This is a genomic window from Nocardiopsis sp. NRRL B-16309 (assembly GCF_001279585.1).
GTDB lineage: Bacteria > Actinomycetota > Actinomycetes > Streptosporangiales > Streptosporangiaceae > Nocardiopsis.
Map to the genome: position 1 here is coordinate 174,254 of NZ_LGEC01000016.1, position 21,524 is coordinate 195,777.

Here is a 21,524-nt window from a genome sequence, read left to right on the forward strand (position 1 = left end):
GCGTCCGCCTCAGCGGCGGCGCGGCGCGGAGCCGAGCGCCCGCGAGATCCCCCGCGCGGCGGCCTGGACGACCGGCGCCAGCGCGGCGGGTCTGGCCTCGTCCAGCCGCACCACCAGCGACACCGCGGCCACCACGGCGCCGCTCCCGTCGCGGACCGGCGCCGCGACCGACAGCGCGTCGGTGGTCACCTGGCCCTCGCTCACCGCGTACCCGAGTCGGCGGATCTCGGCCAGGCGGGCCCGCAGCCGGACGGGGTCGGTCACGGTCAGCGGGGTGTGGGCGCGCAGCGGCCCGCGCAGTACCGCGTCCTGCGCGTCGGCGGGCGCGTGCGCGAGCAGCACCAGCCCCACACCGGTGGAGTGCAGGTCGAAGCGACCGCCGACCCTGGTCAGGACGGGGATGGCGTGACGCCCGGCGATGCGCTCCACGAACACCAGCTCCCCGCCCTCGCGGACCGCGAGCTGCACGTTCTCCCGCGTGACCTCGTACAGGTCCTCCAGGAACGGCATGGCCGCCTCGCGCAGGCCCAGGCCGCGCGGGGCCAGGGACGCCACCTCCCAGAGCCGCAGACCGATCCGGTAGCGTCCGTCGGCGCCGCGCTCCAGGGCGCCCCACTCCACGAGTTCGGCGGCCCGCCGGTGGGCCGTGGGCAGGGACAGCCCGGACCGGCGGGCCAGCTCGGTGAGGGTCAGCTCGGGGTTCGTAGGGGTGAAGGCGCCCAGCAGCGCGAGCACCTTGGCGGTGACCGTCCGGTGGTCGGGGCGCGCCCCGTCCGCGGTGTCCGCCACGCGCACCTCCCCTCCGCCTCCCGTGGCCCGCGCGCCCGGGCCTCCGCGGCTCAGAGTTCGAGGACGAGCCGGGGCGTGCGCGCGCGGGACACGCAGATCATCATCATCTCCCCCGACGCCCGCTCCTCGTCGGTGAGCAGCGAGTCCCGGTGGTCGGGCACCCCGTCGAGCACGGGCGTCTCGCAGGTCCCGCAGGTGCCCTCGCGGCACGAGGAGAGCACCTGGACACCGGAGTCCTCGACGGCCTCCAGCACGGACCGGTCCTCGGGGACGTGGACGGTCACGCCCGTCTCGGCGAGCTCCACGTCGAACGCGCCGCCGCCTGAGGCGGCCTCCCGCGGAGCGAACCGCTCGACCCGGAGCGTACCCCGCGGCCATCCGGCGGCCCGCTCCTCCACCGCCGCGATCAGGGGTTCGGGTCCGCAACAGTAGACCAGGGCGTCATCGCCGGGGTCGGCGGGCAGGGCGTCCAGGTCCAGCAGTCCGACCTCGTCCTGGGGCGCGAGCGCCACCCGGTCCCCGTGGTCGCGGGCCAGGTCCGCGCCGAAGGCCATGGCGGTCCGGGTGCGCCCGCCGTAGAGCAGCCGCCAGTCGGCTCCGGCGGCGTGCGCCGCGCGGACCATGGGGAGCAGCGGGGTGATGCCGATGCCGCCGGCCACGAACACGTAGCGCCGTGCCGGGAGGAACGGGAAGGTGTTGCGCGGTCCGCGCAGTCGGACGGTGCTCCCCTCGTCCAGCCGTTCGTGCACGAACCGCGAGCCGCCGCGGCCGTCGGGGACGTCCAGCACGGCCACGCGCAGGACGTCGCGCTCGGCCGGGTCGCCGCACAGCGAGTACTGGCGGACCAGGTCGGGGCCCAGCACGAGGTCGACGTGCGCCCCCGGCTCCCAGGGGTCGAACGCGCCCCCGCCGACCCGGGTGAAGGTCAGCCGCAGCACGCCGTCGGCGACGGTTTCCCTGCGCTCCAGCCGCGCGTCGAACTCCAGCTCGACGCGCGGCCCGGTGGTCACGGTCATCTTCTGCCCCTCCTCGTCCACGGCGGTCCCGTGACTGTTCAGTGGCCGGCCGGAACCGGTGTGCGCGGGTGTCGCGCGTGTTCGGCGGGACCCGTCCCCGCCCCGCCGGCGGGACCGGGCCTGTGCCCCTCGGGGTGGTCCAGCACCCACTCCCAGAGCACGACCGGGTCCTCGAAGAGCCGCTCCGCGCCGCAGTGGCACACCGCCCGCAGCTGGTCGGTGCCCAGCACCCAGTGGATGCGGACGATGCCGTCCCCCTGGAGCATCGGCCGGTTGCCCGCGGGGGTCACGACCGCCCCCGTCCGGCCGCCGCGGTCGGCGTCGCGGACTCCTGCCCGCGCCCCTCGGCCGCCATGGCCTTGAGCATGCGGCGCGCGGCCAGACCGCCGGTGTCGATGTTGACCGACAGCTCCTGGTAGCCGTCGGCCTCCTGCTCGACCACCTTCTCCAGGAGGTCGAGGGCGACCACGTCCTGGAGGACGACGGTGCGGTTGTTCTCCCTCAGGAAGGCCGACACCTGGTCGTCCCCGAGGGCGAAGTCGCGGGCGACCGCCCAGAAGTCGTGGGTGCTGTGCTCGGTCTCGGGCGTGATGGCGTACACGACCTCGACGTGGAAGGCGTCGGGGTCGGTGCCGTCCTCGTTCGGGAGCACCCCCACCGGGGCGATGCGGCTGTGCAGGAGGTACAGGCACGGCGGCCGGTACTCGATGTCCTGCCAGCGGGTGATGCGCCCGCGGATCCCGGTGGACTCGGCGTAGAAGGGCGGGCAGGCGGCGTCGGCCATGTGGCGGCTGACGTAGACCACGCGCTCGGCCTCGTCGACCTCGGTGGTGATGGGGGTCTCGGCCACCTCGGGGGTGCCGATGTAGCCGCCGTGCAGGTAGGTCTCGTGGGAGAGGTCGAGGAGGTTGTCGACCAGCAGGTCGTAGCGCGCGGCGAGCGGCTCCATGCCGCACACGACGGTGTAGGCCTCGTCGTCGAGCCAGGGGGCGCGTGGGATCGGGGTCGCCTCGGCCCGGTCCGGGTCGCCGATCCACACCCACACGAAGGAGTCCTGCTCGACGACCTTGTAGGCGGGGACACGGGCGGTGCGCGGGATCCGCTTCTGGCCCGGTACGGACACGCACGTGCCGAGGGTGTCGTAGGTGAAGCCGTGGTAGCCGCAGATGACGCGGTCACCCTCCAACCGGCTCTCGGAGAGCGGGTAGCGGCGGTGGACGCAGCGGTCGGCGAGGGCGACGACCTCACCGGCCTCCGTGCGGTAGAACACGATCGGCTCACCGAGGATCGTGCGCGCGAACAGCGCGCGACCGATCTCGGTCCCGTACGCGGCGACGTACCACTGGTTGCGAACGAACTCCGTCATGTGCGCGGCCTCCTGCGTCGGTGGGCGGCCACCCGGAGCGCGGGGACGGCGCACCGCCGCGAACGGCGGTGTCGGGTCGCCGGAACCACATGTTCCGCACTCCGTGGCCTCGGTCACCATGCTGTGTGACGCGCGACCGGCCGCGCAGTACGGCTTTCACTCAGTGAAAGTGTTCCGGAACGGCGTCGGCCCCGGCCGCGCGTGGCGCGGCCGGGGCCGAGGAGGTGCAGGTCCGGGTTCCGGCCTCCGGCGGGGCTCAGTCCTCGGGCAGGGCGAGCGGGGCGATCTCGTCGAAGACGTCGCCCGGCCCCGGGTTGGCCGGGTCGGTCCCGCCGCCGAAGTGGTCGACCACGCCCCACACCGCGTTGAGGGCCGTCTGCACGGCGCCCTCGGCCCACCCGGCGGTCCAGGACACGTCGTCCCCGGCCAGGAACAGGCCGCGGTGGCGCTCGTCCAGGGCGTCCTGCTTGAAGTGCGTGAACAGGCGGCGCTGGTACCGGTAGTGACCGGGCAGGTTGGCCTTGAACGCGCCCATGAAGTAGGGCTCGTCCTCCCACGACACCGTCACCGGGTCACCGGTGATGTGCGACCGGATGTCCACGTTCGGGTAGATCTTGCCGAGGGAGGAGAGCATGACCTCCAGGCGCTCGTTGGCCGACAGCGGCAGCCACTTCAGCGAGTCGTCGCACCAGGTGTAGGACATGCAGATGGCGGCCGGGCCGTCGGGGTCCTCGCCCTCCAGCAGGTAGGTGCCCCGGGTCATGCGGTCGGTGAGCGTCATGCTCATGGCGTCGCGGCCGGTCTCGGGGTCCTGGTCCCGCCAGAACGCGCGGTCCACCGGCACGAACAGCTTCGAGGACTCCATGTAGTGGGTGCGCTCGATCGCGGTCCAGTGGTCGATGGGCAGCAGGTCCTCGTCGCAGTCGATCTTGGACAGCAGCATCCAGCTCTGCGCGGTGAACACCGCCGCCGCGTAGGTGCGGGTCGAGCCCGAGGCGTCCGTGACGGTGATGTTGCCCGACGGGGAGCCCTTGGCCGCGGTCCGGCGCAGGGCCGTCACGGCCGGACGCGGGCCGCCCTCGTGCAGCGAGGCCAGGGTCGTGCCCTGCGCCCAGTGCACGAGCTTGTCGGGGGCGTCCTCCCACAGGCGCAGCGGCAGCTGCTGGACCCCGCCGACGATGCTCATGTGGTCGTCGTCGGCGCCGGTGTAGGTGACGCGCAGGATCTCCAGGATGGAGTTGGGGAAGTCGGTGTCCCAGCCGCCGGTACCGAAGCCGACCTGGCCGAAGATCTCCCGGTGCCGGAAGGAGGCGAAGGCCGGGGAGTCGCACAGGAAGCCGTAGAAGGTCTGGTTGTCGAGCTCGGCGACCAGCTCGTTCCAGATCTCCTTCTGCGTGGCGACGTCGCGCTCGCGGATGGCCCGCTGCATCCGGGTGTGCTGGGCGCCCTCCTCCAGGGTGCGCTCCCAGGCGCGGGCCACCTCGCGGTAGACCTCGGGCAGGTCGTCCAGGGTGGTGGCGTAGTGGGCACGGCCCTTGAGGTCGACGACGGTGCTCGGGGTGACCGGGGAGAGCGGGTTGGGGAAGGCCACCGTGTCCAGCCCGACCCGGTCGACGTAGTGCCAGAAGGAGGTGGACGACGGCGGGAAGCGCATGGCGCCCATCTCGGCGACGACGTCGTCGGGGCAGTGGTCGAGCTTCTCGGTCCGCAGCCGGCCGCCGATCCGGTCGGCCTCGTACACGACCGGCTTCAGGCCCATCTTCATCAGCTCGTAGGCCGTGATGATGCCCGACAGCCCGCCGCCGATGACCGCGACCTCGGTCCCGTGGCTCGCGGCGGGGACCTGGCCGAGCCCCGCGGGGTGGCGCAGGTAGTCGTCGTAGGCGAACGGGAAGTCCGGTCCGCACATGTTCAGCGGTGTGTCCTGCGCGGGCGTGGAACCGGCGGCCGTGGGCACGGCAGACGTCATCAGGCCCCTCCTTCACGTGGGTGTCGGCGAGCGGTTGGCTCGGTTGGCCGGCCGGGGGCCGGGCGGATCAGGGTTGGTGCGGGTGGTGCGGGTGGGGTGGTCGGTCCGGGCGGCGGCTCGGCAGGTGCCGCGGTGCGGATGCGACGGGCACGGCGGGCGCGGTGAGCGCGCGGCTCAGCCGGTGGTGTAGAGCTCGGGACGCCGGTCGGCCAGATAGGACTGGTCGCGCCGGGCCCTGGTGAGCGCGGCCGGATCGACGTCGCCGACCAGCAGCTCCTCGTCGGGTCCCGCCCGCAGCGTGTCGGTGCCGTCCGGCGCGATCAGGGCGCTCAGCCCCGCGTACCGCAGGTCGCCCTCGGTGTCGCAGCGGTTCACGTAGGCCAGGTGGATCTGGTTCTCCAGGGCGCGGACGGGCACGACGCGCGTGGGCACGTCGGTGAAGGGGCGCATGAGGGCCGTGGGCACGACCAGCAGCTCGGTTCCGGCCAGGGCATGGGCCCGCACGGGCTCGGGGAACTCGACGTCGTAGCAGACCAGCAGGCCCACGCGCAGTCCGCCGAGCTCCACCTGGACGACTGGCTCGGACCCGGCGGTGAACGCGGCGCGGTCCAGGTCGCCGAACAGGTGGGCCTTGCGGTAGGCGGCGCGGGGCGTGCCGTCGGCTCCGACGAGCTGGACGGTGTTGTAGACGGTGCCGTCGGCGCGCTCGGGGAAGCCGTGGACGATGGCGACCCCGACGTCGGCGGCGATGGCGGCGACCGCGGAGCACAGGGGCCCGTCGACGGGTTCGGCCAGGCGCGCGGTGTCCGCGCCGATGTTGTAGCCGGTCATCGACATCTCCGGGCCGACGAGCAGGTCGGCTCCGGCGGCGGCCGCGGTCGCGGCCCGCTCGGCCAGACGGGCGAGGGCGGCGGCGGTGTCACCGCTGGGTGCGGTCCCCTGGTCCAGGGCCACGCGCAGGGTCCGGTCGCTCACCGTGTCACCTCCGGTCGTCGGTCGCTGCTCGGCCGCATCCACTCTAGGGGCGGATGTCCGCTTTTTCAGTGCACCGAATCATGGATTCGTTGCGTATTCTCTGCGGATCGCCCATTTTTCTTGCGCCGATACCTGCTTTCGCGCGGGATATGTGTCCCAGGCCACGACGGGTGGCGCGAGGGAGGGGCCGAGAGCACGGCCCCGACCCCTCCGCGTCGTTCACCGCGGGTGCGGTGCGGACCTCAGGAGCGGACCTCGACGGTGTCCTCGCGTTCCAGGGCCGAGCGGCGCATGCCGTAGGAGAAGTAGATGACCAGGCCGACCGCGAGCCAGGCGACGAAGGCGACCCACACGCTCAGCGCCATGCTGGACATCAGGTAGGCGCAGGACAGCACGCCCAGGACCGGCGTGACCGGGGCACCCGGCATGCGGAAGGCGCGCTTGAGGTCGGGCCGCGACCGGCGCAGCACGAGCACGGCGACGTTCACCAGGGCGAACGCGAACAGGGTGCCGATCGCGGTGGCGTCGGCGAGCGGGCCCAGCGGAATGAGCGCCGCCAGGAGCGCGATGAGCACCGACGTGATGATCGTGTTGGCCCGCGGGGTGCCCTTGGCGTCCAGGGTGGAGAACGCCTTGGGGATGAGCCCGTCGCGCGACATCGCGTAGAGGATGCGCGTCTGGCTGTAGAGGACCACCAGGACGACGCTGGCCAGGGCGAGCACGGCGCCTGCCGCGAAGATGACCGCCCAGACCGTGGTGCCGGTGACCGCGGTGAGGATCCCGGCGAGCGAGGTCTCACCGTCGGCGAAGTCGGCCCAGTTGAGCGCGCCGACGGCGGTGAACGCCACCAGGCAGTACAGCGCGGTGACCAGGATCATCGAGAACATGATCGCGCGCGGCAGGTCGCGCTGGGGGTTCTTGGCCTCCTCGCTCGCCGTGGAGGCCGAGTCGAAGCCGATGTAGGAGAAGAACAGGGTGGCGCCGGCGGCACTGACACCCGCCATGCCCATCGGCATGAACGGCGCGAAGTTGCCGTCCTGGACGGCGGTGACCGCGATGGCCACGAACATGACCAGGATGGCGATCTTGATCGCGACCATGACCGCGTTCACGCGGCTGCTCTCGCGCACTCCGACGAGCAGGGCGAACATCGACAGCAGGACCACGACGGCGGCGGGGACGTTGACCAGCCCGCCTTCGAGGGGCCCGGCGAGCATCGCCGCGGGCATCGACAGACCGGTGGTGAGGTGCAGGAGCTCGTTGATGTACTGGCCCCAGCCCACGCCGACGGCGGCGACGGAGACGCCGTAGGTGAGCATCAGGCACCAGCCGCACACCCAGGCCATGAACTCGCCCATGGTGGCGTAGGAGTAGGAGTAGGCCGATCCGGAGGCGGGGATCATCCCGGCCATCTCGGCGTAGGCCAGGGCGGAGAAGAGCGCGGTCACTCCGGCGAGCACGAAGGCCAGCACGACGGCGGGGCCCGCGACCGGCACCGCCTCGCCCAGGACGACGAAGATGCCGGTGCCGAGGGTGGCGCCGATCCCGATCATGGCGAGCTGCCAGAAGCCCATGTGGCGCCGCAGTCCGGCGCCCTCGGCGCCCTCGGTCTCCGCCACCAGCTTCTCGACCGGCTTGCGTCTGGTCAGTCGTTCCCTCAGCGCGGGCGCACCGCCCGGGCGCGTGGGCGCGTTCGCGCCCACTGGGGTCTGCTGGTCGACCACGTGTCACTCCTCGACGTTCCTGCGTGCGGGCACACCGAAGACCAGGCAGGACACAGTGGTCCCCTGGCCGGGTGTAAAGGGGGTGGGCGTCCGTTCCGTGCCTGTTCCGGCTGGAAAGTGCCCCAGGCAACATTAGCCGTGTAACCCGCGTAACATGACCCACATTCATTGCGTTTGTCCGGCCGAACATCCCGATTCCGTGCGGCACGGCGCAACAAAACGCACGATGGCGTGATGCATGTCACCGAAAATCACGCAGGGTGTCCAGACCCGCGTGACCTGCGGTTTCACCAACGTTCGCGTAACGTCCCACCGCTCATGGACAGTCCCGCCCAACGAGCGGGGTGAGCGGCCCCACAGGAGGCCGGGCGCCGAGGCCGCCGAGCGGGCACGAGTCGGCCGGGCGATCGCCGGTGCGCGAGGCAGCGGCTTCCGGCGGCGTCATCACGGCCGACGCGGCGCCGTGGGCACGAGAAGACCCGCCCCGCCTCACGGTGGAGGGGGACGGGTCGGGGACGGGCGGCCGGAGCGGCGCCCGACGCGCGCGGAGTGTCAGCCCGCGACGGCCACGGTGGGCTCACCGGGCTCGACGCCGGCCTCGCCCATCTGCTCGGCGATGCGCATGGCCTCCTCGATGAGGGTCTCCACGATCTTGGACTCGGGGACGGTCTTGATGACCTCGCCCTTGACGAAGATCTGGCCCTTGCCGTTGCCGGAGGCCACTCCGAGGTCGGCCTCGCGGGCCTCGCCCGGACCGTTCACCACGCAGCCCATGACGGCCACGCGCAGCGGGACCTCCATGCCCTCCAGACCCGCGGTGACCTCCTCGGCGAGCGTGTAGACGTCCACCTGCGCCCGGCCGCAGCTGGGGCAGGAGACGATCTCCAGACCGCGCTCGCGCAGGCCCAGGGACTCCAGGATCTGGGCGCCCACCTTGACCTCCTCCGCCGGCGGGGCCGACAGGGAGACGCGGATGGTGTCGCCGATGCCCTCGGACAGCAGCGCGCCGAAGGCCACGGCCGACTTGATCGTGCCCTGGAAGGCCGGGCCCGCCTCGGTGACGCCCAGGTGCAGCGGGTAGTCGCAGGCCTCGGCGAGCTGCCGGTAGGCGTTGACCATCACGACGGGGTCGTTGTGCTTGACCGAGATCTTGATGTCGCGGAAGTCGTGCTCCTCGAACAGCGAGCACTCCCACAGCGCCGACTCCACCATCGCCTCGGGCGTGGCCCTGCCGTACTTGGCGAGCAGGCGCTTGTCGAGCGAGCCGGCGTTGACGCCGATCCGGATCGGGGTCCCGGAGTCCTTGGCGGCCCGGGCGATCTCGGCGACCTTGTCGTCGAACTTCTTGATGTTGCCCGGGTTCACGCGCACCGCCGCGCACCCGGCGTCGATCGCCGCGAACACGTACTTGGGCTGGAAGTGGATGTCGGCGATCACCGGGATCTGCGACTTCTTGGCGATGATCGGCAGCGCGTCGGCGTCGTCGTTGGTGGGCACGGCCACCCGGACGATCTGGCAGCCGGAAGCGGTCAGCTCGGCGATCTGCTGGAGCGTCGCGTTGATGTCGGAGGTCCGGGTGGTGGTCATCGACTGCACCGAGACCGGGGCGTCCCCGCCGACGGGGACGTTTCCCACCATGATCTGCCGGGAGCGCCGACGGGTCGCCAAGGGGCGCGGCGGAGTGGTGGGAATGCCGAGATCGATGGACACGCTTGATTCACCTCGTCTACCGCCCGGAGGGAGGGGCGGCACTTGAAATCTTCCGATAGAGGGCGCCTGGCGCAGCGCGCGGTGTCGCGTCCGGATGTGCGCACGACCGACCGGTGCAACCGGCGGCCCGGGCCGCACCGCCGTTCCCGGATCGCGACCTCAAGGTTACCTGCACCGACGGGGCCGACCGGCAGGTCCTCCGAAGTCGCCCCGCCGGTTTCACCGCCGTTAACCGAACAGTCTGACCGGGTTGACCACGTCGGCGATCAACAGCACCACGCTGAAGACGAGGAAGCAGGCGACCACGACGTAGGCGACCGGTGTCAGCATCGCCACGTCGACCGGCTCCGGGTCGGGCCGCTTGGTCAGTCTCGCCCAGCCGCGCTTGATCCACTCCCAGATCGCGCCCGCCATGTGTCCGCCGTCCAGCGGCAGGATCGGCAGCATGTTGAAGGCGAAGAGGAAGAGGTTGACCCCGGCCAGGATCTGGATCATCAGCGCCGCGGTGTCGGCGACCGGCAGGCCCTGCGACATGATCTCGCCGCCGATGCGGGAGATGCCGACGATGCCCACCGGGGAGTCCTGGGTGCGCTGCTCGCCCAGGAAGGCGGCGGCGAACACCTCCGGGACCCGGCTGGGCAGGTCGATGAGGGCCTCGCCGACGGCGACGAGCATGCCGCCCATCTCCGCCGCGGACTCGCCCAGGGTGAGCGGCGCGCGCTCGTTGAGGAAGATGATGCCGAGGAAGCCCACCGTCTCGGTGCGGTAGACGGCGAAGCCCTCGTCGTCGTAGACGGGGTCGCCGTCGGCGTCGATCTCGTAGAGGATCTCGCCCTCGGCGTCGCGGGCGGGCAGCTCGTTCTCGATGATGTCGACGTCCAGGGCACGCCGCTCGCCGTCGCGCTCGACGACGACCTCGGTGCTGCCCAGCGACTGCCGGATCTGCTGGTTGGCGGAGTTCCAGTCGGGCGTGGGCTCCCCGTCCACCGACACGATGACGTCGCCCGGCTCCAGGCCGGCCTCGGCCGCCGGGGTGGGCGGCAGGCCCTCGCAGTCGGTGGCCGAGCTGCCCACGGGCGCCACGCACTCGTTGACCGCGCCGATGGTGGTGGTGCTCTGCGGGACGCCGATGCCCATGAACAGCACGCCGAGCAGGATCGCGGCCAGCACGACGTTCATCGCCGGGCCGGCGAACATGACGATCAGCCGCTTCCACGGCGCCCGCTGGTAGAACTGGCGGTCCTGGTCCTCGGGCCCCAGTTCGATGTAGGAGGCCTCACGGGCGTCCTCGGCCATCGCCCGCCAGCGGGAGAGCTTGCGGTCCCCGTCCTCGGCGGTCCGGCGGGCCGGGGGCAGCATGCCGACCATGCGCACGAAGCCGCCCAGGGGGACGAGCTTGATGCCGTACTCGGTCTCCCCGCGCCGTACGGACCACAGGGTCTTGCCGAAACCGACCATGTACTCGGTGCACTTGATGCCGAACATCTTGGCCGTGGAGAGGTGGCCGAGTTCGTGCCAGGCGATCGAGAACAGCAGACCCAGTACGAACAGGATGATCCCGATCACGGTCATCGACAGGACCATGCATCTCTCCTCAAGCCGGTGTGGGTCCTAACCCCCGAGCAGCTCGTGCGCGCGGGCCCGGGCCCAGCTGTCAGCGGCGTAGACGTCGTCCAGGGTCAGCTCCGAGGGCGACGGCCCCCGTTGCCCCGCCCGCTGGTGGTCCGAGACTACCCGTGCCACGGTGTCCATGATGGCCGGGAACGCGAGGTTTCCCTTCAGGAAGGCGTCGACCGCCTCCTCGTTGGCGGCGTTGTAGACCGCGGGGGCGGTCCCGCCCTCGGCGCCGACCTCGCACGCCAGCCGGACCGCGGGGAAGGCCTCGTGGTCCAGCGGCTCGAAGGTCCAGCTCTGGGCCGCGGTGAAGTCCAGGCCGGGAGCGGCCCCGGGGACCCGGTCGGGAGCGCCCAGGCCGTAGGCGATGGGGATCATCATGCTGGGCGGGCTGGCCTTGGCGATGGTGGACCCGTCCACGTACTCCACCATCGAGTGCACGATGGACTGCGGGTGCACGACGACGTCGATGCGGTCCAGGGGCATGTCGAACAGCAGGTGGGCCTCGATGACCTCCAGCCCCTTGTTGACCAGGGTCGCGGAGTTGACGGTGATGACCGGGCCCATGCTCCACGTGGGGTGCCGCAGAGCGTCCTCGGGAGTGACGTCGGCCAGGTCCCGGCGGGTGCGGCCGCGGAAGGGCCCGCCGCTGGCGGTGACGACCAGGCGGCGCACCTCGTCGCGGCGGGCATGCACGTGGCCCTGGGCGAGGCTGCCCAGCTCGCCCTCGGGCAGGTAGGGGAAGCACTGGGCCAGGGCGAAGTGCTCGGAGTCGACCGGGACGATCTGGCCGGGAGCGGCCAGCTCGCGCACCAGCGGACCGCCGATGATGAGGGACTCCTTGTTGGCCAGCGCGAGCCGGCGGCCGGCCCGCAGGGCGGCGAGGGTGGACTCCAGGCCCAGCGCGCCGGTGATGCCGTTGAGGACGACGTCGCACGCGGATCCGGCGAGTTCGGCGACACCGTCCGCCCCGGCGAGGACGGTGGCGTCGCTGCCGTGCACCGACAGCGCGGCGGCGAGTTCGCCCGCGCGGTCGGGGTCGGCGACCGCGACGGTGGCCGCGCCGAGTTCGGCCGCCTGCTTGGCGAGCAGGTCCACCCTGCCGCCGCCCGCGGCGAGCCCGACGACCCGGAAGCGCCCGGGGTTGCTCTGGACGATGTCGACGGCCTGGGTCCCGATGGATCCGGTGGAGCCGAGGATCACTACTGTTCGCTGCTGTTCTTCTCGCACGTCCTCATTGTTCCGCACCCGGGCGGTTCCCGCCGACGGCCTGTGGACGAGCGCGGTCGGCCCCGGGGCGGCGGCCGGAAGCGGCTCCGGACCGTCGCGGAAGGGGTCTTTACAAGACGGCGGTGGTCACCTAACTTGACCCGTGAGTAGGTTACTGACGAGTTAAGCAACCGACCTCCCGACGGCGGGGCGCGACGCCCTCGGGACTCCCCCTCCCCCGTCCCCCACCCCCGAGGTCACGCCCCATGCCCTCCGCGCCCGCCCCCATCCCCGTGCCCGATCCCCGCCCGCCCGCCGCCGACGGGCCCGCGCGCACCCTCGCGCGCCTGCTCTCCGCCGTCCTGGCCGCCCTGCTGGCGGCCGTGCTCCTGCCCGCCGCACCCGCCGCCGCGTCGGTCGGCGCGACGGTCACCCACGAGACGATCCCCGGCCACGGCGGCATCGAGCTCCAGGCCAAGGTGTTCACCCCCACCGGTGTGGAGGGCCCGCACCCGCTGCTGGTCATGCCCTCCGCCTGGGGCACCCCCAACCTGATCTACGTCGGCGCCGCCCACCGCCTCGCCCACGAGTCGGGCTACCAGGTGATCGCCTACACCTCCCGGGGCTTCTACGACTCCGGCGGCGAGATCGAGGTGGCCGGCCCCGAGGACCGCGCCGACGCCAGCGCCGTCATCGACTGGGCGCTGGAGAACACCGACGCCGATCCCGAGCGGATCGGCATGGGCGGCATCTCCTACGGCGGCGGCATCAGCCTGCTGACCGCCGCCGAGGACGACCGCGTGCGCGCGGTGGCCGCGCTCAGCGGGTGGACCGACCTGGCCGCCTCCCTGTACCCGGACGCCACCGTCAACGAGCAGGCGGCCGAACTGCTGCTGCTGGCCGGCCACCTCACCGGCCGCCCTGGCGAGAGCCTGCGGGAGATGGAGCGGGAGTACCGCGACGGGAACATCCAGCCGGCGCTGGACATGGCCCCCGACCGCTCCGTGGCCACCAAGGTCGACGACATCAACGCCAACGGCACCGCCGTCATGCTCGCCAACGCGTGGAACGACGGCATCTTCCCGCCCGGCCAGATCACCGACTTCTACGAGGCGCTGGAGGGCCCGAAACGGCTGATGCTGGCCCCCGGCGACCACGCCACCCAGGAGGCGTTCGGCGCGGTCGGCCTGCCCAACGAGATCTGGGCCTCCCTGGGCGACTGGTTCGACCACCACCTCAAGGGCGAGGCCAACGCGGTCGCCACCGAGCACCCGGTCCACGTGCGGCCCAACAACGGGCGCGGCGAGTGGACCACCCACCCCGACTGGCCGTCGGTGACCGGCTCCACCGAGACCTACTACCTGGACCGGCCCAGCACCCACTGGTTCCGCTGGCAGAGCAGCGGGGACATGGAACCCGAGCCCGCGACCGACTGGGACTACCGCTTCCGCACCGGCATCGCCACGACCGCGCAGAGCGGCACGGTGCTGCTCTCCGGTGCCCTCCAGCAGTTCTTCGACGTGCCCACCGGGGTGTCACTGCCCCTGGTCGACCGCTACCGGTCGGCCGTGTGGACCAGCCCGCGCCTCCCGGACGGCGCGCGCGTGGCGGGCACGCCCGAGGCCGTGTTCACGCTGACGCCGACCGCGCCGGACCAGTCGGTGTTCGTGTACCTGTACGCCATCGACGGCCACGGCAACGGGTCGCTGGTGTCGCACACGCCCCACACGCTGCGCGACGCCGTGCCCGGCGAGCCCGTGACGGTGCGCGCCGACCTCCAGCCGGTGGTGTGGGACGTGCCCGCGGGGCACCGCCTGGCGGTCGTGGTGGACTCCAAGGACTACCGCTACGACAGTGAGAGCAGGATCGGCGACCGCGTCACGGTGACGTCTCCGGAGCAGGCCCCGTCGCAGGTCACGATCCCGCTCGCCTGACGCGGCCCGACCCGCCCCCGACCGGTGCCGGCCCCCGGACGGCGGTCGGGCGGCGCGACTCCCGCCGCGCCGTCCGGCCGCCTCGTTCCCAGGATCGACGGACACAAACCCAAAGTAGCCTTTGGGTCACTCAAAGTATGCAAGTATCGGGCGCATGAATGTGCCCACCACTCCCAAGATCCTGGCCTGCCTCGCCGCCGCCGCGGTCCTCGTCGGCGGAACGGCCGCCGCCGAGCGGCTTCCCTCACCCGCCTCCGCCCTCACCCGGACGGTGTCCTCCACCGCGGAGGCCCCCGACCGGGAGGCGCTCTCCCACGCGGACGGGGTGTCGCACCAGGCGGCCGCCGTCACCGAGGCCGAGCGCCGCGCGGTACTCGACTACTGGACCATCGACCGCATGGCGGCGGCGCAGCCGATCAGCATGGCCGCCGTCGACCTCGTGGAGGACGCCCTCCAGCTCTCGCAGCGGGCGGAGCGGGCCGAGGCCGAGCCGCAGGCGGCGCCGCATCCCGAGAGCACCGGTGAGCGCTGGACCGCCGGCGGCCTGGTGACCCGCACGACCGGCAAGGTCTTCCTCACCATGGACGGGCGCGACTTCACGTGCTCGGCGTCGGTCGTGGACTCCGACAACCGGAGCACCCTGGTCACCGCCGGTCACTGCGCCAAGGACGGCCGGGGCTCCTGGGCGAAGAACTGGGCGTTCGTGCCCGGGTACGCCGACGGCGCCTCGCCGCACGGCCGCTACACCGCCCGCGACCTGCTGGTCGCGCCGCAGTGGGAGCGCGAGGCCGACGACAGCTACGACTTCGCCATGGCGGTCCTCAACACCCGGGACGGCCGGTCCGTGCAGGGGGCCGTGGGCGCCCAGCGGATCGCGTTCGACACCTGGACCGAGGAGCGCGTCCGCGACGGCGTGCAGGTGTACACGTTCGGGTACCCGGCCGCCTCCCCGTTCGACGGCCGTGACCTGCACTACTGCTCGGGCCGGACCGTGCCCGACACGGGCGGGACGACCGCCAACGGCGTCGGCTGCACGATGACCCAGGGATCCAGCGGAGGCCCGTGGTTCTCCGGCTTCGACACGGGGACGGGCCGCGGCACGATCTCCTCGGTCGTGAGCTTCAAGTACGCGAACGACAGGAGCGTCCAGTACGGGCCGCGGCTCGGGTCCGCGGCCCGCCAGGTGTTCGAGCACGCCGAGCGCCTGTAAGCCCAACCCGCCGGCCCCGGTGGCCCCGCTCACCGGGGCCACCGGGGGTGAGGGGTGGGCGTCCAGCTCGCCCTGAGCCCCAGGGTGCCGGTTCGGGGCGCGCCGGTGTTCTCCAGGAGACCCCCGGGGAACGGCGGCCCCGGAGGACACCGGCCCGCGAACGCCCTACAGGTCGATGCCGGTGAGCACCAGGACCCGCTCGTAGGTCAGGTCGGTCATCGCCGAGCGCACGCCCTCCTTGCCCACGCCCGACTTGCGGACACCGCCGTAGGGCATCTGGTCCGCGCGGAAGGTCGGCACGTCGCCGATGATCACACCGCCGACCTCCAGCTCGCGGTGGGCGCGGAAGGCGGTCCGCAGGTCCCGGGTGAACACGCCCGCCTGGAGGCCGAAATCGCTGTCGTTGACGGTGGCGAAGGCCTCGTCGGTGTCGGCCGCCCGCTGGACGACCAGCACCGGCCCGAACACCTCCTCGCGCACGACCCTGGCGTCGGCGGGCACGTCGGTGAGGACGGTGGGCGCCACGGTGACACCGTCGCGCGTGCCGCCGGTGCGCAGCTTGGCTCCCGCGGCGACGGCCTCGTCGATCCACGCGGACACGCGGACGGCCGCGGCCTCGTCGACCAGGGGGCCCACGTCCGTGGCGGGGTCGGCGGGGTCGCCCACGCCCAGCGCCTCGACCGCGTCGACCAGGCGGGCGACGAACTCGTCGTGGACGGCGTCGGTGACCACGACCCGCTGGACGCCGATGCACACCTGGCCCGCCTGGTTGTTGCCGAACAGCGCCACGCGTCCGGCCGCCCAGTCCAGGTCGGCGTCGTCGAGCACGACGGCGGCGGCGTTGCCGCCCAGCTCCAGGGTGACGTGCTTGTGCGGGGCGAGCTTCTGCAGCTCCCACCCGAACTGGCCGCCGGTGAAGGAGATCACCGGGAGGCGCTCGTCGGTGAGCAGGGTGGCGGCGCGGTCGTTGGGCATCGGCAGGACCGACACCATGCCGGCGGGCAGCGCGGTCTCCGCGATGATCTCGCCGAGGAGCAGGGCGGTCATCGGCGTCGCCGGGGCGGGCTTGAGGATGATGGGCGCGCCGACGGCGATGGCCGGGGCGATCTTGTGCGCCACCAGGTTGAGCGGGAAGTTGAACGGTGAGATGCCCAGGACCGGGCCCTGCGGCACCCGGCGCACCAGGGCCATCCGCCCGGTACCGCCGGGGTCGGTGTCCAGGCGCTGGAGTTCGCCGCTGTCGCGGCGGGCCTCCTCGGCCGCCCAGCGGAACACCGAGACGGCGCGGCCGGCCTCGGCCCGCGCCCACTTGATCGGCTTGCCGCTCTCGGCGGTGATGGTCTGGGCGATCTCCTCGGCGCGCTCGGCCAGGCGCCGGGAGACGTGGTCGAGGGCGTCGGCCCGCACGTGCGCGGGCAGGGCCGCGGCCTCGGCGGAGACCGCGTGCGCGGCGGCGACGGCCTCCTCGATCTGGGCGACGGAGGGTACGGCGACCGTACCCGCGGTCCGACCCGTGTAGGGGTTGACGACGGTCATCTCGGTGTCGCCGGTCGCGGCGGTGCCGGCCAGCCAGAACGGGCGCGTAGACATGGCAGTGACGCTAGCCCCCGCCGACGGGGTCCGCCTTGTCCACGATTGCCAACACCGTGACGGGAATTGGCCACACTGGCGCAGGACCGCGGTGCGCGGGGGCGACCGGCCCCGGTCGGCACCGGTAGCGTGCCCGTGGTCGCCGCCGTGTGGCGACGGCGCCGAAGACGCGCACAGGTTGTTCGGGTCAACCGACTGGCGTGAGCGCTGTCCTTCATCCAGAGTGGTGGATGAGGGTTCGGCCAGCACAAACGAGCCGTGCCCCGGTTCGCCGACAACGCCCTGGAGTGCTCATTGCCGCTCGTGTACCGCACGCTCGCCTCGGTCCCGGAGGACGACGGTGACCTCGTCGCCGCGGCGTCTGCGGTCTTCTCGCGCTGGTTGAGCAAGCGCGGCAACTCGGGCGCACGCGTGGACTTCACCTGTTCGGGCCACTACGAACTGAGCAATCGCTCCCGCGCCCTCGTCGTCCGGCACGACAACCCCGAGGAGGGGCTGGCCTTCCTCCGGCTCACCACCGAGTCCGACAAGCCGGACGGGGTCTGGCGGACCACCGCCTCGGTGGTCGTCGACCCGGAGCTCTCCCCCGGCCAGCACCTGTGGATCGACATGGCGGTCGACCCCGCGCCCCGCGAGGAGTCCCCCGCGGACCAGCCGCGCCTGGACGTGATGCCGCCCGAGGCCGCGCGGATGCTCCTGCAGGAGGTCGCCGCGCGCGACGGCGCCCAACCGCTCCCGGCCGGCCCCCGGATCGTGCGCGGCCGCGACGACGCGCTGGTGGACACGCTGGTGTCGGCGATCCGCGCCCCCGACCGCCGCCTGGCCGTGGTGGCCACGGGCACGCCCCGCGACGTCACCGTCGCCGGTTGGCGCGAGGCCATGGCGGGCGCGCTGGCCAGGTCCACGGGCATGTGCGCCGGCTACGTGCTCGACGCCGCCGCCATCGAGCGCGTGGGCGCCCTGCTGCCCCGGGGCCTGGACATCCCCACGGGCGGAGTCCGCACGTTCTTACCCGCCGTGGACGTGGCGGACGAGAGCGACCACGCGCGCCATCCCCGGATGAGCCCCGCGACGCTCGACACGGCGCGGGAGGGCGACCGCATCCGCAACTGGGTGGGCGCGGCCCTCTCACGACGGGTCCGCGAGACCGCCCTGGCGGCGGGCCTGCCCGCTCCGCTGGCCGCGGTGGACGCGCTGCTGGCCGAGGAGACGACCGACCTGCGGCTCCGTGCGCTGAGCCGGAGGGACCGCGGGCCGGCCGCCGACCCGGGCCGGAACGGCGGCGGGGCCGGCCACGGCCGACCGGACGACCAGGGCCGCGTGCCCTCGGCCCGCCGCCCCTCCGGGGACACGGCCGGCGGCGGCCTCGCCGCGGTCCACGAGCGCGACGCGCAGGAGCAGCTGACCCAGCGGCTGCGCGAGGAGGTCAGGCGCCAGAACGCGCGGATCGCGGAGCTGTCCGAGGAGCGCCAGGCGCTGCTCGCCGAGACCGCCGACCTCGCCGAGGAGGTCGAGACGGCGCGCGAGCAGCTGCGCGCCGCCCGCTTCGAGGCGCGCTGGCTGCGCGAGCGCATCCGCGAGGAGGGCCTGTTCCGGCTGGCCGCCACCCCCGCGCCCCGCGACCCGCAGCAGCGCCCCCCGGTGACCGTGCGGCAGCTGCTGGACCGCATCACCGACGGCAGCGCCCTGCCGCACCTGTTCTTCACCATCGAGGACCACGACACGGTGCACGAGCTGGAGGACAGCCGCAAGGAGACCCTGTGGGTCACCCGCGCGTGGGAGGCGCTGCTGGCCCTGAACGACTACGCCCGCTACCAGTTCGACAACCCCGGCAGCGGGCTGGGCTTCCACTCCTACCTGCGCGAGACCCCGGACGGCTACCAGGTCATCCCGGTCAAGCGGCTGGCCTCCCAGGAGTCGGACTACGTGCGCAACCGGGGCAAGCTCAACGAGAAGCGGCTGTTCCGCGTCCCCACCGAGGTGGAGCCGAGCGGGCGCGTCCCCATGTACGCGCACATCAAGCTGGACATCGAGTACGGGATCTGCCCCCGGCTGTACTTCTACCCCCACCTGGGACCCGGCACGACCAACCGGGTCTACATCGGCTACCTGGGACGCCACCTGCCCGTCCAGCAGTCGAACTGACGCCCGCCCCGAGCCCGCCTCGGCGCCCCACCACCGCCCCGCGCCGCGTCGTGTCCGCTCCCGCACGGGCGGGTCTCCCGTCGACAACGCGCGCGAGCGCTTCGGTGGCGTCGATGGAGCTTCTCGCCACGGAGGTCCGTCCTCCGTCTGGTGCAGGCACACGATGAGGTCTCGCTCCGAACGTTCGGCGGGCGCTACGCCGAGCTGTACGGGATCCGGGCCCGCGCCTACCGCGCCGGGACGTGACCGCCCCTCCCGCCCCCTGCCTCCGGCTCCCGCGGGGCTCCGGGCGGCTCCGGGCGGCCCGGCACACGTCCGGGTCCGGCCGGGGCCGCACGCCGCCTACCCTGGGGGCCGTGACGATCACCAGGAACGCGCTCGCCGAGGCCGAGTGGCGCGAGCGCGCCCACCGGCACGAGGCACGCGTGGACGCGCTGGTCGCCGACCATCTGCGGCGGCGCCGGGAGGGCGTGCGCCACCCGGTGGAGGACTTCCTCTTCACCTACTACAACCTCAAGCCGTCCCAGCTGCGCAGGTGGCACCCCGGTGCGGGGACGGCGCTGCTGGGCCAGGGCGCCCGCGTCCGGCTGGACGAGAGGTTCTACACCGAGGCCGACGGCGCGGTGGTGCTGGACGCCGGGGCCTTCGTCGACGCGCGGCCGGTGCTGGGGTTCGTCGAGCGGCTGCTGGAGTCGGTGGCCTCGCGTCCGGCGCACCTGGGCTGCTTCGGGCTGCACGAATGGGCGATGGTGTACCGGACCACGGAGGTCCGCCACGGCCAGGTCCCGCTGCGGCTGGGGCACGCGGGCACGGACCGGGTGGTGGAGTCGCACCGCGTCCAGTGCTCGCACTTCGACGCGTACCGCTTCTTCACCGAGCCCGCCAGGCCGCTCAACACCCTGCGGCCCACCCGCGAGACCCAGTCCGACCTGGACCAGCCCGGGTGCCTGCACGCCAACATGGACCTGTACAAGTGGGCCTACAAACTCGCCCCGGCCGTACCGTCCGAGCTGGTGGTGGACTGCTTCGAGCTGTCGAAGGACATCCGGGTACTGGACATGCGGGCCTCGCCCTACGACCTGGCCGACTGGGGGTATCCGCCGGTCCGCATCGAGACGGCGGAGGGCAAGGCCGAGTACATGGCGGCCCAGAGCGCGTTCGCCGAGCGCGGCGCCGACCTGCGCGAGCGCCTGCTGCGGGTGTGCCGGGAACTGCGGGACGCGTGAGGGGGCGGCGCCGTCGGCGCCGCCCCCTCGGTACGGGTTCCGGGGATCAGCCCTCGGTGGGCTCACCCGGCTCCGCCGGGCTGTTCCGGCGCTTGCGCGTGAAGTAGACGGCCGCGCCACCGCCGGCGACCGCCACGGCTCCCGCGGCCACCAGGCCGGCCAGGGCCGTGCCCGTGACGGGGAGGCCGCCCGGACCATCGGGGGTTCCGCTCTCGTCGGCCGGCGTCGTGGGCTCGTCGCTTTCGGCCGGGTCCGTGGCGCCGTCCGTGGGCTCGGTGGGCTCCGTCGGCTCGTCGGTGGGCTCGGTTCCCGGGTCCGACGGCTCGGTGGTGGGCTCCTCGGTCGGCTCCTCGGAGGGCTGCTCCGTGGGCTCCTCGGTCGGCTCCCCGGTGGGCTGGGGCTCCTCGGTGGGCTCCGGCTCCTCGTCCTCGCACCGGACCTTGAAGACCTTCTGCTTGGCCTTGCCGTGCTGGCCCTCGAAGGTCCAGTTCAGGTGGTAGTGGCCGTTCTCCAGGTCCAGGAGTTCGGTGCTGCCCTCGCCCTCGCCGTCCAGGACGAGGGTGCCGTCGAGCACCGGCTCGGCGTCGTGCGGGTTGCCGCCGCCCTGGACGACGATCTCCCAGTCCACCTCCTGGGCGGCGTCGAATCCGAAGGCCACGATCTGGAAGTCGCAGACCTTGGGCACGTTCCGGTTGTCCTCCTCCGGCGTGCTCGGCGAGTGGATCTTCACCGTGCCGTTGTCGCCGGGAGGGGAGGCGGGCAGGGTGCCGGCGGACGCGAGGGCGGGCCCGGCCAGGACGGCCGTGGCGGTCAGGGCGGCGCCGGCCAGGAGCCGGGCGCCCAGGGCACGCGGAACGAAGATGGGGGTCACAGGGGACTCCTGCTGGTCGTGATGCCGGAGTGGGCGGGGGCACCCGGTCACCTGTGTACGGGACGAAGCAAAAACTACCTTCTTTCCCACGAGTAGCAGTAGCCACACATCAGGACAGATGCGAAATGGTGACCAACGGGGCCGTTCTCTCATGACCGCCCGTGACCAGCGGATTC

General features: G+C 72.8%; 16 protein-coding genes. 4 read left to right on the forward strand and 12 right to left on the reverse strand.

Annotated elements, in window-relative coordinates; all coding sequences use genetic code 11:
• Positions 1-9: 9 nt before the first annotated feature.
• From ADL05_RS03800 to dxr, 10 genes are all read right to left on the reverse strand, one after another.
• Complete coding sequence (locus ADL05_RS03800; RefSeq protein WP_082376101.1) at positions 10-789, reverse strand: IclR family transcriptional regulator; 780 nt, start codon at positions 787-789, stop codon at positions 10-12.
• 50 nt (positions 790-839) lie between these two features.
• Positions 840-1,805 carry a PDR/VanB family oxidoreductase gene (locus tag ADL05_RS03805; RefSeq protein ID WP_053615447.1) on the reverse strand — a complete coding sequence of 322 codons (966 nt, stop codon included), beginning with the start codon at positions 1,803-1,805 and terminating at the stop codon, positions 840-842.
• A 38-nt stretch (positions 1,806-1,843) separates the two neighbouring features.
• Positions 1,844-2,095 carry a hypothetical protein gene (locus ADL05_RS30985; protein ID WP_197285679.1) on the reverse strand — a complete coding sequence of 84 codons (252 nt, stop codon included), beginning with the start codon at positions 2,093-2,095 and terminating at the stop codon, positions 1,844-1,846.
• Complete coding sequence (locus tag ADL05_RS03815; RefSeq protein ID WP_053615448.1) at positions 2,092-3,171, reverse strand: aromatic ring-hydroxylating dioxygenase subunit alpha; 1,080 nt, start codon at positions 3,169-3,171, stop codon at positions 2,092-2,094. Before ADL05_RS03815 ends, ADL05_RS30985 begins: the two co-directional genes overlap by 4 nt.
• A gap of 256 nt (positions 3,172-3,427) precedes the next feature.
• On the reverse strand, positions 3,428-5,140 hold the full coding sequence (locus tag ADL05_RS03820) for an NAD(P)/FAD-dependent oxidoreductase (protein WP_053615449.1): 1,713 nt from the start codon (positions 5,138-5,140) through the stop codon (positions 3,428-3,430).
• A gap of 174 nt (positions 5,141-5,314) precedes the next feature.
• Positions 5,315-6,115: a carbon-nitrogen hydrolase family protein gene (locus ADL05_RS03825; RefSeq protein ID WP_053615450.1), complete on the reverse strand. Its 801-nt coding sequence runs from the start codon at positions 6,113-6,115 to the stop codon at positions 5,315-5,317.
• 242 nt (positions 6,116-6,357) lie between these two features.
• A complete protein-coding gene (locus ADL05_RS03830; RefSeq protein WP_053615451.1) occupies positions 6,358-7,839 on the reverse strand; it encodes an amino acid permease in 1,482 nt (493 codons plus the stop codon).
• A 552-nt stretch (positions 7,840-8,391) separates the two neighbouring features.
• Positions 8,392-9,549: a flavodoxin-dependent (E)-4-hydroxy-3-methylbut-2-enyl-diphosphate synthase gene (ispG, locus tag ADL05_RS03835; protein WP_053615452.1), complete on the reverse strand. Its 1,158-nt coding sequence runs from the start codon at positions 9,547-9,549 to the stop codon at positions 8,392-8,394.
• Positions 9,550-9,777: 228 nt separating this feature from the next.
• Positions 9,778-11,133 (reverse strand): RIP metalloprotease, encoded by a 1,356-nt coding sequence (locus tag ADL05_RS03840; RefSeq protein ID WP_053615453.1) that lies wholly within the window; start codon positions 11,131-11,133, stop codon positions 9,778-9,780.
• A 27-nt stretch (positions 11,134-11,160) separates the two neighbouring features.
• Entirely contained in the window at positions 11,161-12,366 is a 1,206-nt protein-coding gene (dxr, locus tag ADL05_RS03845; RefSeq protein WP_053615454.1) for a 1-deoxy-D-xylulose-5-phosphate reductoisomerase, read from the reverse strand.
• A 272-nt stretch (positions 12,367-12,638) separates the two neighbouring features.
• Between dxr and ADL05_RS03850 the strand changes: the two genes are divergently transcribed.
• Both ADL05_RS03850 and ADL05_RS03855 read left to right on the forward strand, forming a co-directional pair.
• The gene (locus tag ADL05_RS03850) at positions 12,639-14,306 is read left to right on the forward strand and encodes a CocE/NonD family hydrolase (protein ID WP_082376082.1); all 1,668 of its coding nucleotides are present in this window, start codon (positions 12,639-12,641) and stop codon (positions 14,304-14,306) included.
• Positions 14,307-14,460: 154 nt separating this feature from the next.
• Positions 14,461-15,516 (forward strand): serine protease, encoded by a 1,056-nt coding sequence (locus tag ADL05_RS03855; RefSeq protein WP_053615455.1) that lies wholly within the window; start codon positions 14,461-14,463, stop codon positions 15,514-15,516.
• 165 nt (positions 15,517-15,681) lie between these two features.
• Here the strand turns inward: ADL05_RS03855 and ADL05_RS03860 are convergent, their stop codons facing one another.
• Positions 15,682-17,106 (reverse strand): aldehyde dehydrogenase family protein, encoded by a 1,425-nt coding sequence (locus tag ADL05_RS03860; protein WP_053615456.1) that lies wholly within the window; start codon positions 17,104-17,106, stop codon positions 15,682-15,684.
• Between the two features lie 294 nt (positions 17,107-17,400).
• Between ADL05_RS03860 and ADL05_RS03865 the strand changes: the two genes are divergently transcribed.
• A complete protein-coding gene (locus tag ADL05_RS03865; protein WP_053615610.1) occupies positions 17,401-19,251 on the forward strand; it encodes a hypothetical protein in 1,851 nt (616 codons plus the stop codon).
• 347 nt (positions 19,252-19,598) lie between these two features.
• Complete coding sequence (locus tag ADL05_RS03870; RefSeq protein ID WP_053615611.1) at positions 19,599-20,477, forward strand: hypothetical protein; 879 nt, start codon at positions 19,599-19,601, stop codon at positions 20,475-20,477.
• A 46-nt stretch (positions 20,478-20,523) separates the two neighbouring features.
• Here the strand turns inward: ADL05_RS03870 and ADL05_RS03875 are convergent, their stop codons facing one another.
• Positions 20,524-21,348 (reverse strand): LPXTG cell wall anchor domain-containing protein, encoded by an 825-nt coding sequence (locus ADL05_RS03875; RefSeq protein ID WP_053615457.1) that lies wholly within the window; start codon positions 21,346-21,348, stop codon positions 20,524-20,526.
• Positions 21,349-21,524: the final 176 nt, after the last annotated feature.